Raw genomic sequence first — 14,064 nt, forward strand, 5'->3', positions numbered from 1 at the left:
CGCAATCGGGTTAAACCTTTGCCGCCTGAATACGCCCGGATGCCAGCGCTTCCATCACGATTTCTTTTGGACCATCGGCCACGATACGCCCACCATCCATAACGATTAAACGATCCACCAGCGTCAACAATGATCCACGATGGGTCACCAGGATGAGTGTTTTATTTGTCAAAACTGTACCCAACCGCGCCTTGAACCGTCCTTCTGTAGTGTTATCCATGGCGCTGGTCGGTTCATCCAATAAAAGGATTGGCGGGTCCAATAACAAGGCCCGCGCCACAGCAATCGCCTGGCGCTGCCCGCCGGACAGGGACAATCCGCGCTCTCCCACCGGTAAATCAAGACCAAGCGGGTGTTTAGAGATAAATTCATCCACCCCGGAAATGCGCGCTGCCCGTAAAATTGCGGAATCGTCGGCATAAGGGGCACCCAGGGCGATGTTTTCCTTCACTGTGCCAAAGAACAGGTAAACATCCTGGGGCACAACTCCAACAGAACGGCGCAAATCCGCAGGGTCAATCTGTCGAACATCCGTGCCATCGACCAGGACTGATCCTTCATCCGGGTCATACAGGCCCAGCAACAGCCGCTCTATTGTGGACTTACCCGATCCGATCCGCCCAATAATTCCAACCTTTTCACCCGCTTCAATCTTAAAGGACACATCGCTTAACGCAGTGGTCTTTGCCTCTGGATAGGTGAATTTCACATTCTTGAATTCCAACATCCCGTTGAATTCAGGGCGGTGCACAAAAGAGCGACCTTCGGGACGTTCCACCGGGGTCTGCATCATCTTGTCCAGCGCATTCAGGGATTCCCGCGCCTGATTAAAGCGTGTGGCGATCCCGGCGATCTGGGACAGGGGTGCCATTGCCCGCCCGGCCAGTATGGTACAGGCAACCAGGGCACCCGTCGTCATATTGCCTTCATGGATTTCATAAACCCCGACCAGCACCACGGTGACCGTCACGAATTGCGTGAAAAATCCGCTAAGATTCAGCGCAAACTGGGACCACCGCGTTGCCTTCATAGACGAGGATGCAGTTTTGGACACAAAGGTTTCCCAGGCGCGCTGCATGCGCCCTTCCGATGCGGTTGCCTTAATGGTTTCCGCCCCGGAGATCGCCTCAATCAGGATCGCATGCTTTTGCATCGCTTCGCGCGTGGTTTCCTGAACAATCTTGCGCATTTGTATCTGAACGATAAAGCCACAGATAATAGCAAGGAAAACCATGAAGGCGGGAATAGCGACAATCGCCGGGCTGCCGATAATGGCGATCACCCCCAGGAACAGGAAGATGAATGGGAAATCGACCAGGGCGGTCACGGTAGAAGACGTAAAGAATTCCCGCAGGCTTTCAAATTCCCGCATCGAATTGGCTAGCCCGCCGGCCGAGGGCGGACGGTTGGCCATTTTCATGCCCATCACCTGTTGGAACAGGCGCGCCGCAATCTTGGTATCGGCCGTCTTACCGGCAACATCAACCAGATAGCCCCGGATCAATTTCAACATGAAATCAAAGCCATAGACGATGGAAATCCCGATCACCAGAACCCACAATGTCTCTTCGGCAAAGTTGGGCACAACACGGTCATAGACATTCATGGTAAACAACGGGCTTGCGATCGCAAAACAGTTGACCATGATCGCGGCCACCCCGACTTCGATATACAGCTTCCAGGAATTCAGCAGCGTCCCCCAGAACCAGCCTTTGGGATCGGCGATGCGGTCATCCTGTGCCCGCTTGTCATATTGAAATTCAGGCCGCGCAAATAGGGCATAGCCAACATATTCCTGAACCAGTTCATCATAGGCCACGTCACGGGTCCCAGCACCCATTTCCGGCAGGATAATGGTCGCACGCCCCTCGTCCCTGCGAATATCTGTCAGAACACAAGCCCTTTGGCGGCTGAGCAACAGCACGCAGGGCAGAGACAATTTCGATACACCGTCCAGATTGCGGCGCTGCAGACGCGACGAGATCCCCGCCCTTTCCGCTGCACGCACGAACAGTTCCGGCGTCAACATACCATCTACTAACGGAAGGGCAGATGTCAGCGCCTCAGAGGAAATATTGCGTTCCAGCAAGGTGCACAAAATGGTCAAGCAGCCCAGCAGAGGATCGTCCTTGGTGCCCGGCGTCGGACGAATTTGCCATCCTGTTGAGGCACTTCGTCGATCCTTGCTATCACGCGGTCCTTCCCGCCGGTTCCGATTGGCACGGCGTTCAGCAGCAGCATTGCGTGCATCATCAGACTCTTGGGGGCCGGCATCAGGGGAGTTTGAAGCATCGGCATCTGATTTTTCAGCCGGGCGACGGGGAGATTTTGCAGCCCCGGCAGTTTTTGCCACGTCGTCTGCCACTTCATTCAATGCTGCGGCCGTATCATTCGCGGCGCTGGCGCGCTCAAAATGTCGATGCAAGGCCTCAGGAGATAACAGATCCCGTTCCGCACGCCCCGCATTCGGATCATTGCGACCGCTATCCAGGGGATTCAACAATCCAGCCGACCCTGAATCCCGGCCCTGATCCACAGAATCCGGCGGTTGTGTTTCGGTGCCTCTAGCGGCCTCACCGGGCGCATAGGGGCGTGGCGGATCAGTCCGCTTTGCCGACACGGCGGCTTTTTGGTCTAGATCTGATTCACGCGCCATGGAGTAATTCCAACGCTCCCGCTAAAGCCTACCGTCACACTATTTAAGACATACACGCCCGATTAGCCAATAGTTCTAACATTTAAGCACGATTCATACCAAACACCATCGTGACAAAAGGTTAACATAATGAAAAAGCGGAGGACCATTCAGTCCTCCGCTTCGTCATTTTCGCACATGCGCCCTAATGGCTAGAACGCGTTACCCATTCTGCGGGTCTTCGTTGCTGTTGTTATCGGTCAGCCCCGGTATCACCGGCGCGATCATAACGATTCCAGCGTCATGAGCGGATGGAGGAGGTGTCGCTCCGCCCGTGTCTCCGCCGCTGTCACCCAGCACGTCATCCTTCATTTGCATCAGTTCATCGATGTTCAACGATCCATCCTGATCCGTATCGGCGTCGTAAGAGGCAATATTGTCTTCTGCCCCGAAGACAGAGGCGTCAACACCAACCAGTTTGATCGCACCACCATCACCCAGGCTGATGATTGTATCATCCCCATCCTGCAGGATTGTCATATCATCCTGTTCATAGCCGCTGATGAACAACTGATCCGTGCCAACCTCGAAGTCGTTGATGGTGTCGACCCCATCGCCGCGTGCATAGAAGAACGCATCGTGTTCTCCATCGCCCGTGCCGCCGACATCGCCGCCCCATAACTGATCGCCCTGTTGGAAGTCAGCCGCAGACGGAACAGGTTTCACCGACAGGATCGCGTCGTTGTAATCCTGATCCCCGCCATTGATCAGGTCTTCGAACCCGATCAGGGTTTCACCGGAACCACCCACAATCACTTCCGGATCGCCAGACGGGGCGAAGCCGGAAACGGTCTGATAGGTCAGATGATTGCCGTTGCCGGAAACATCCTCAACCGTTTGATTGCCAGCATTATAGCTGCCGAAGTGATAATCCGCTGTGACATGGTCGGTATCGTCGGGCAAAGGTTCACCGGCATTCTGAGCAATCTCAACCGGGTCACGAACCTCGTCAAAGATGCGTGCCTGGGTCAGGGTGCCAGAGAATACCTGATCCTGATCAAAACCGCCGCCATCGCTGTCCTGTTCCTGTCCGAAGACCAGAGTGCCGCCGCTATTGAGGCTTTGACCCGTCGCGACATTGTTCGCGGCAAAGCCCTGAACCCCATCGACATAGACCTTCAGATCACCAGAGGCGCCATCCCATGTTGCAGAAATCATATGTTCCTGCCCATCGAACAGACCGGACGCCAGGATCGTGGTGACCACCGCAACCCCCGCAATCATAACCTGGATGGTTCCATTCTGCGCACCAATGGTGAATTCGTTACCATTGTTACGACCCGCAGAATAGGACACCAGCGGTGTGAAGTTAGAGGCCTGCTCTGTCGCCTTGAACCCAACTTCGACCGTGACCTGCTGGCCGGAAATCACATCACCGCCGCCTTGCAGGTATCCATCCTTGCCATCTGAGTTGATGGTCAAACCAACACCATCGGTAATTTCGGTCACCTGGGTATGGTCTTGTCCATCGGAATTCAGGCTGGACGGGTTGGAGAAGTAAGCCTTCGCATCCTGGCCTTGCAGTTCCTGACCATCCGCGAAGATCGTGATCTCACCCGTTGCACTTTCACCAAAGGTGACGACGGTGCCATCTGCCAGACCCTGGTTGATGTCGGCACCATCCGGGATCAGGAAGAAGCCGATATCTTCCTTATCAAAACCATCCAGCAGGATCGTGTGAGTCGATCCAACATCGGTCTGATGCAGATTGGCCCAGATCACCTGTCCGGTTTCCGGTGTGCCTTCATCATCCAGGACATAGTACCCGACGGAGTTGGAATAAGACGCATCCGTCCCCTGGAAGGTGACTGTCAGGGATTGAGGCCCAACATCAACCGACCCGGCATCTGATCCGCCCATGATCCAATCGCGGCCCGCCCCGCCAGAGACGATGTCGTTACCCGACCCGCCCTGCAGGAAGTCATTGCCGTATTGGCCAAAGACCTGATCGTCCCCGCTGCCGCCATGGATGGTGTCATTGTTGTCACTATCAATCGAAGGCGCTTCATAAGGCTGGGCGGAAACGGCCTTCAACAGGAAGTCAGAGTTGTGACCGCTGTTGCCCGCCCCATCGTTCATTGGCGTCAATTCAATCGATGTAATCGGGAAACCTGCTGTGATTGTGGCACTCGCCAAACCATTAACGGTACCGTCGATTACGCCGGTCGCCTGCTGACCATCCGGACCAAAGGCGGTCCAGCGAGCCTGTTCCAGATAACCCGGATCGTAAGGTCCATGATCCGCCGTAATCTGGGTTTCCCCATCAAACAGGGCAGAGACCGTGACGGAGACTTCACCCATCGGCTCATCAAACGTCATCCGCATGACCTCGGTTCCGGTCGTGGTTTGACCATCGATTGTATCGATTTCGCCACCATCGATGCCGCCACCGACTGAAATCCCAGCATAGTTGTAGCTGCCATGCAGACTGGTGTCGCTGGTATTGCTGCCATTGATGGTGAAACTGATATCCTTGGTGGAGAAGTTCCGATCACTGTAGCTATCGGTCGACGGATCGTACCGCAAGGCCTGCAGCGTCACACCAGCATCATGCCAGGTTGCGACAACATCAGAGGTATCGATATCCGTGCCTGTGATATCAAGCGACAGGGATTCTGCCGGATCAACGGGTTCGACACCGCCAACCATGCCCGATACTTCCAGATTATCGAAGCGGATTTCAACGCTTTCACTTTCTGTCGTCTTGGCGTTGTTATAGCCGCCCAGTGTGATCTGGTGATCACCCGCAGGCAGATCGCCGACATTCACCGTGACCGTCTGCCAACCCGTGTCGCTGTCGCCACCGCCATTGCCGTTGCCAAATACCCGCGTCACAAAGTCGTCACCGTTGATGTCGATACGTTGACCATCAATCGCGACCCAGACTTCCCCGAATTCGTTCGATTCAAAGTCATCATCAACAATCATGCGATAGCTGAAGGTGATCGTGGTTTCTGTCGCCGCCGCATCCACAGAGAAGTTGGATGTAAAGCCGCCGGACATATCAGTGATGTCACAATCATCCTTACCGCCCAGCTTCACAACCATCTGGTCATCGTCCATATAGCCCTTGGCATACTGGTCGCCGCTGCTGCTGTACTGGTTCAGCGGATCATCCGAATAGCTGGGGGTGGAAAGGTCGAATTCCACTTCAACCGGCTGTGATACAGGCGGATCAACGGGTTCGACACCGCCAACCGTGCCCGATACTTCCAAATCATCGAAGCGGATTTCAATGCTTTCGCTTTCTGTCGTCTTGGCATTGTTATAGCCGCCCAATGTGATCTGGTGATCACCCGCAGGCAGATCGCCGACATCCAGGGTGACCGTCTGCCAACCCGTGTCGCTGTCGCCGCCGCCATTGCCGTTGCCAAAGACCCGCGTCACAAAGTCGTTGCCGTTGATGTCGATACGCTGACCATCAATCGCGACCCAGACTTCCCCGAATTCGTCGGATTCATAGTCCTGGTCGACAATCATGCGATAGCTGAAGGTAATCGTGGTGCCTGAAGCCGCCGCATCCACAGAGAAGTTGGATGTGAAGCCACCGGCCATATCGCAGACACCACAGTCATCCTTGCCACCCAGCTTCACGACCATCTGATCGTCGTCCATATAGCCCTTGGCATAATGGTCACCGCTGCTGCCATACTGGTTCAGCGGATCATCCGAATAGCTGGGGGTGGACAGATCAAATTCAACTTCAACCGGTTGGTTGCCCGTACCAGTATCATCAGGACCGCCATCCCCATACAACACGTCATTGCCTTGCTGACCGGAAATCGTATCGCTTCCAGCGCCGCCATAAATCGTATCGTCATATGTGGCATTGCCATCCGATGTAACCGGCTCTGGAATATCAATTGCCAGGGTCGTGCTGCGCGTACCGGTATCTGTTCCGCCCTGATCCGGGTCGGTATCCAGCACCGTGACTTCAACAGACAGAGAGAAATCACCGGTTCCATTGGGGACTTCGATCTGCAATCCAGCCAATTGGTCTGGTGTCAGCACATGGACCTGCGATCCCGTGAAGGTATCGCCTGCCGCATTGGTCAGGGTCGCCCCGTCCGGGATATTGCCGATTTCAATGGTCAGAACTTCTTCCGAACCATCGGTATCGGTTGCCGCAGCGGTGATCTCAATGGGGGCAACAAAGCAACCTTCCGCCAATGTGCCAGCGGCATTATCGCCGAAGATCAGATCATCGCCCTGCTGACCGTAGATCGTATCATCACCGGCATTACCGTAGATCGTGTCATTGAAGCTTTCGCCCTCAAGACCGGCAACTTCCATCGTCCCGGTATCTACCAGGGTGATGTCATCCAGGGACATGCCGCGACCATCATGCTGGTCATTGGTCGAGTTTTCCGCGAACACGATCCGCATCGGCTCACCCGTCCCGACGAAGCGAACCGTAACGGTCTGCCAGTCGTGCTGGGTCTGGTTGGACATATCCTGGCTATAGCTGCCCAATTGTTCCCCATCGACCGTAATTTCCATGGCGTTGACTGTTTCGTCATAGCCCGGTCGACCGGAGTAGCTGAAGGTCAACTCATACACTTCACCAGCAACCGTTTGAACATCCCGATAGATACCATCGGCATCTGCAAAAGTGTTTCCGGGCACATTATTCAGTTCAACAAAGTTATCGCCATCGGCCGCCTGGTTCGTGCCATCCGGTTGATTGCCCAAATCGCGAACATCTTCATCCGTCCAGATTTCCACCTTATCGGCCGTAGAACGCCAACCATCTATGGAGTCAGCGAATGTGGAGGGATTGCTCTGTTCGGCGTTGTCAGGAATGTCTTCAAAGGACGAAGAGAACACAACCGACGGATCTCCAACTGTGACGATCGTGGTTGTCCCATCATTTTCGCCGTCACCATAGATCGTGTCGTTTCCGGTTCCGCCGGTGATCGTATCATCACCGCCCAGGCCCGTGATCGTGTCGTCGCCGGCACCACCATCCAGAACATCGTCCTGTGGCGTTCCAACCAGTACTTCATTTTCACCTGTACCGGCCGGGATTTCATACCGTTCAACGTTCATGTTGACGTCGTTGAAGTCCATATCGCCACCATTTGCGATATCTTCCCAATTCTGATTGCCGACAACCTGATTGTCCGTCGTGTAATCATAATTGTTCTCGTTCAGCGCCGGGTTGGAGAAGATTACCGGATCCCCCTGGCCAGACAGCGGTCCATTGGCAGTCGAGGCTACCCAATTGCCCTGTGCGTTTTGAGAGAAGGTGACTTCCGTGCCGCTGGTCAGGCCCGGATTCAGACTTGCCCCGTTCGAGATGACGAAGAATTCGACCGAGTCTGGATCAACGCCTTCGATTTCCTTCGTGACGTTGATTTCCTGCTTGGTATTGCTGAACAGGATTTCACCGACCGTGGGCACGCCCGCAACCATGATGACATAGCCAAACGTGTTGTTATAGCTGGCGCTTTCATGACCCATATTGGTCACGCGAATGCCTTCACCCGGCTCCGGTTCGCCCCCACCATTCTTCGGCACGAAGGTGGCGGTTTCGGACTCTGCCGTCAGTTCAATTTCGTCCACGACTGGCGCAACATAGACCGTGAAGTCCTGGCTGTCGGTGGCTACATCGCCATCAACATCCGTCACACTGGCCGTCAGGGTCAGGTCGATATCGCCAGAGAAATCATGTGGCGGGTTCAGTCCGGCCGTTTCCAGTTCCGCAGCCGTCAAGGACCATACACCAGGCGACGTTTGTGTCCCCACGGTCAGGCTGGCCCCTTCCGGTACGCCGGAAATTGTGAAACTGCTGCTGGCAACATCTTCACCGGTGACGTCATAGCTGAGGTCCAGCGGGATCACCTGATCTTCAACACCGGTACCGGAGGCCGCAACCTCAAGCGTCGGGTCTGTATCGGTGATATCGATGGTCGCTGTTGCCATGGAGGTATCGCCATCCCCATCGGTGATGGTGTAGGTGAAGACTTCCTGCTCCGTCTCGCCATCCGTGCTGTGAACCACACTGTCATTGGCGGTAAAGCTGTAGCTGCCATCCGCATTGACGGTCAGAGACCCGGTCTGCGTCACCACCGTTTGATTGGCCGCAGAAGTCTGCTGTGCGCCGTTTGCATCGGTATAGGTGAAGCTGGTCAGGCTGGAGCCATCGGCACCAAGATCGTCATTGGTAAGCAGATTGCCGGTTACCGCATCGCCGCCTTCGACGGTGCTGTTAGCGTCATCCTGAGCCACTGGCACTGTGTCGGTAACATTCAGCGTGATGCTGGCTGTATCGCTGCCATATTCATTTTCCAGCGTATAGGTAACCGTCTCGCTGAGACCGCCGCCACTGTGGTCTTCCGACGGATCGGAGGTGTAAGTGTAGCTGCCATCGGCATTGACTGTCAGCGTGCCATAGATCGTATCGACCGTTTCACCGGCCGCTGCGGTCTGGGTGTCTCCACCCTCGTCAGTATAGGTGAATTGGGTGATTTCCCCACCACCGGTTTCGTCATTGGTCAGCAGATTGCCACTGGTGGATTCGCCACCCTCGGCCAGGGTTTCGGTGCCATCGTCCTGTGCATCCACAGGCGGGGGCAGGTCCGGGCCTTCCAGGGTCACATCCTCCCAATCCTGAACCGTGATGCCCAGGGCCTGGAAGGTCCGTTCGGCACCCGCATCGGTCAGCGGATTGGAATTGTTTGCGATGAAGTCTTGAATTTCGCGCAGTTCCGCAACAATCGCTGGGTTTTCCAGGTCCGCCGCAGAGTAGCGGATGGTCAGTGTATCAGTGCCGGTGCCGCCGTCATAACGCTCACCCACGCCGCCTTCACCGACGGTGAAGATACCACTGTCATTGCCGCTGCCTGCATGAACATCATCGATGCCCGTGCCGCCATCGACGGTATCGTCACCCTCACCACCGCGCAGCACGTCATTGCCCTGATCGCCATACAGCTGATCATTGCCTTCTTCGCCATAGATCGTGTCGTTATAGGTTCCGATATCGATGGGTTCACCGCCGCCAGTTTCGACCAGATCCTCATTCCCGATGATTACACCATCGGCGAATGAGATCGCTTCGATGTTGTTCACTGTCAGCATGTTGCCGGTATCCAGATCAATGATCTGGGTGTTGATGTGACCCTGATTGTCCGTGAAATTCTGTAACTGATAGGAGTCTCTGTCCTTGCCCAGATACAGAACGTCATTGCCGTTTCCGCCATCCATCGCGGTGTTACCGCCAATGTTTTCACTCAGCATCACAGCATCGTCGCCACCGCCCATATTCAGGTTATTGCCCTGACTGGTATTGCCGTTCACGACAATAACGTCGTCGCCGTCACCCATCTGGAAGTTTTCATTCATCCGCAGATCGCGATCAACCACAAAGGTATCTGCACCGCTGGTGCCATTGTGATTGTTGTCATTGCTGTCGACGAAATCATTATCGCCCGCACCCAGATCGCCACCCGGTGTGCCGGTGCCAGACGTTGATCCAGCCGACACAGCCGATGTGAAGGAGAATGGATCCGGCAGCGGATCGCCATTGGGGGCGTGATCCTCATCCTGGTCAGACGTATAGCTGAAGCTACCATCGGCATTAACCGTCAGACTACCGTATTGTGTATCAACGGTAACGCCATTGGTTGAATCCACCGTCGCATAGGCGGTCTGACCACCCTCTGCGGTATAGTTGATGCTGGTGACAACCCCGCCCTGGGCCACATCCAATGTGCCGGTGATGGTGAAGCCACCTTCAGAAACATGATCTGGTTCGGTCGGTTCACCCTGGTCACCTGACCCGGATGATCCACCAATGCCACCAATATCAATCGATGGACCCCGGTCTGTGACATAGATGGTCTGAGTTCCGGTCACCAATTCAACTTCTGGCACATCCGGACCATCCCCATGCAGGACATCGTCGCCCCGGTTGCCATAGATCGTATCATCCCCTTCACCGCCGGTGATGGTGTCGTCCCCGAAACCATCGCCCGCAGGCAGGCTGACACTGATTGTCTGGATCACATCCGCAGACGTATCTGTGGTGTTGTCATCAAAGTCCGTATCGACCGTGCGGGCCGCAACAGCAATGTCAAACCCTTCGGTTCCGGCAGGGAATGTGACTGTCAGCCCTTCCAGATCTGCTGCTGTCAATTCAGCAGTACCATTGGCCGTGACAGTAATGCTGCCAGTGTCAGAGGTCAGCGTCGCACCCGCAGGCAGGCCAGACAGGGTCAGACCGGCAACTTCAGAGCCGTCCTGATCGATCAGGCCGACATCGATGTTCAAGGCCGCCGACATAGTCCCGTCATAGGTGTCGCCGATCAGCAGATCGTTGCCGCCTTCCCCTTCAATAACGTCGTCGCCTGCACCGCCTTGCAGCGTGTCAGACCCGTCACCACCAACCAGGTAATCGTCCGTGCCTTCATCGCCCGTGGCCACAACATCGGCATCAACCGTCAAGGTCGGGCCATCGGCCACTTCGTGCACCGTAACTGGCAGAGGCATGGCATCGGTTGTGACGGTTTCACCCGTAACAGAATGCGTCGCCGTCGCCGTCACAGTGATGGCAAAGTCATCCGCAGAATGCTCACCAGCCTGGATTGTCAGCCCTTCCAACTCATCAGGAGTCAGCGTGTAGCTGGCTGATCCGGTCAGAACCTGACCTGTCCCGGTGACAAGGGTGGCGTCGGTTGGAACATTGCCCAACTGAACCCCAATCGTTACCGCGCCATTGGCTTGAGCCAAATCAGCCGCGATAGAAAGGGCGATCGGCTGGTCTTCCAATCCTTCCGCCGGTCCGATCTGCAAGGACAATTCCGGCAGCGTATCTTCAATCGCGAAGGTCTGCGTCGCCGTAGCCGTGTCACCATCCGCATCGGTGATCGTGTAGGTGAAGCCATCGCTGACCGCCGCACCGTTCGGATTCTCGACCGAGGTGTTGGAGGTAAAGGTATAGCTGCCATTCGCGGCAATGGTCAGGGTCCCGAATTCGGTCGCAACAGACGCCCCATTGACCGGGTCAACCGTTGCTGTGGCAGGATTGCCATTCGCATCGGTATACCCAATCTCCGTCACGCTGGCGCCGTCAGCCCCTTGCGTGTCGTTATCCATGACGCTGCCTTCAACCACAGCCCCACCTTCATTCAGCGTCACTGTCGCATCATCCACCGCCTGGGGCACATCGTCGATCACATTGACCTGGAAGGAATGGTTAAACGTCACATCGCCCAAGTCGGCCGGATCCAGGTCATAATCGGTCACAGCCGTCTCGCTGGGCACGCCGCTTAAGCCAAAGCTGAGCGTGCTGACATTTTCCCCATCGGCTGTTTGATGATCGATCGTGTCCATCAGCGTGAAGGTGAAGCTGCCATCGGCATTCAACGTCACGGTAAAGACATCGCGGCCATCTGCAGAAGCCGTCATCACATCGCCAGTCTGGCTGTAGGTGATTGCGTCCCCTTGAGATGTCAGACCCGCAGGCCCTTCAATCGTGAAGGTCAGATCAGCATAGCCGAGGCTGCTTGGGGCACCCGGCGCTGCGCCATCCGCACCGTAGTCGATACTGATCAGTTCTTCACCGTTCAGCCCCAAATCGCCTGAAGCTGTCAGCGGTTCCTTGTCCAGATCGGACCCGTCAGGCAGGTCGTCCTCATCCACCGTCACGACCTCAGAGACAACACCACCGGTGCCTTCGACCGTCTGATTGAACTCAACGGAGTGAACCAAGAAGTCATTACCGCCACCACTTGGTGCCGTGAAGACGATGCTGTCGAAAGATCCACCATCGTCAGCTTGTGCTGTAAAGGCGGCATCGACCTGATCGGTCACACCCGTGACAGTAGCGGACCCGACCGGCTGACCATCACGATACAGCGTATAGGTTCCATCTTCATGGCTGTTCATCCAGGAATAGGAAATCGTGACTTCGGTGATCGGCTGGTCAAAGTCGATATGGAGCTCTTCCGAGATCATATCCGAGTCGCTGTAGCCGATTTCAGAATTGTCACCCGATGCCGCACCGGTCACTCCAAATCCTGGAGGATTTGCATGGGTCGAAACCAAATCGGTCGACTTATCGGTCAGCGTGCCGTTCGAGTCGATCTGACGCCCAGTGACCGTAAAGCCTGCCCCGGTTTCGCTGTAATTCTCGGCGGTGATCGTTACTGTAACGACTTCCGGCTCGCCAGTCAGATCGTTGGCCGTAGCAACGGGAACGTCATCGACAACGGAAACCGAGAAACTCTGCGTCACAGAGGCATCCGACAACCCGGAAACCGCATCCCCGTCGCCATCAACGGCCGCAGCAAGCACATCCGCATTCGGTGTACCGGTAATCGTGAAGCCCAGATCCATCGCGTTTTCGCCTGCGCCATCGGCATGATCCAGACTATCCATCAGATTGAAGGTATAGGATCCATCCCCGTTCAGCGTCACGGTGAACACGTCACGACCATCTTCAGATGTCGCCGTCAGCACATTTCCTGTCTGGCTGTACCCAATCTCTTTGCCTTGCGAAGTCAGACCCGCCGGACCATTGATTGTGAAGTCCAGATCGCCATAGGACACACCGCTTGGTGCGCCGTCTGCGGCACCATCCGCGCCATAATCGATTGCGATGACATCCCCAGACCCAAAGCCCAGATTACCAGACACACTGGTCGTATCGGAGCCATCTGTACCATCGGCCAGATCATCTTCATCGACCGAGACGGAGTCCGCCTGTCCAACGACAATCGCATCGGTCAGCGCGACCGGTACGTCATCGACGACATCGACCTTAATCGTTGCATCGGTGGCGTCGCCATCAGCATCGGTCACCGTCACGCCAAAGGGCAGGCCGGAGATGACATTCGCGCCATCGCCTGTCGGGTGATCAATCTGACCCGTCAGATCAAACGTCCAGCCAAAGCCGTCCGCTTCATTCCCGGTCACACTGACCGTGAAGACCTGCGATCCATCCGCCATGGCGGTGATCGTCTGACCATCCGTCGAGACGCTGTAGCTGATTGCTTCACCGCCGGACGTCAGCGCCATGTCTTCCAGTGCCTGCGGCACTGTCAGGGCAATCGACCCAAAGCCATCATCACCGGTATCAATGCCAATCGTGCCACTGACCGAAGATGCACCGCTCTGATCACTGCCAGACGCCACGTCCCCATCTTCGCTGCCCAGGTCATCTTCATTCACAACACCCGCCGTCGCATTCGCGCCCGGATACTCAATCGTCACCGTCGGGACATCATCATCGGTCACTTCGATGCTCAGCACCGCCGTATCCTGATCGCCATCCCCATCGGTCAGCGTATAGGTGAAGTTCTCGAAGACAGACTCCGAGCCTGTAACCGCATCGTCACCCGTCGTGAAGGTATAGCTGCCATCCG

At 55.8% G+C, this 14,064-nt stretch carries 2 protein-coding genes; both read right to left on the minus strand.

Annotated elements, in window-relative coordinates; genetic code table 11:
- Window positions 1-10: 10 nt before the first annotated feature.
- Entirely contained in the window at window positions 11-2,656 is a 2,646-nt protein-coding gene (locus tag ACOSDM_RS11160; RefSeq protein WP_420724596.1) for a type I secretion system permease/ATPase, read from the minus strand.
- A gap of 201 nt (window positions 2,657-2,857) precedes the next feature.
- Window positions 2,858-13,951: an Ig-like domain-containing protein gene (locus ACOSDM_RS11165; protein WP_420724597.1), complete on the minus strand. Its 11,094-nt coding sequence runs from the start codon at window positions 13,949-13,951 to the stop codon at window positions 2,858-2,860.
- Between the last annotated feature and the right edge of the window lie 113 nt (window positions 13,952-14,064).

Origin of the sequence: Hwanghaeella sp. LZ110, from assembly GCF_048892525.1 — a bacterium.
Classification (GTDB): Bacteria; Pseudomonadota; Alphaproteobacteria; order UBA8366; family Aestuariispiraceae; genus Pacificispira.

Coding starts and splice junctions, on each gene's coding strand:
- ACOSDM_RS11160 (WP_420724596.1), bottom strand. CDS start 2,656: ATGGCGCGTGAATCAGATCTAGACCAAAAAGCCGCCGTGTCGGCAAAG.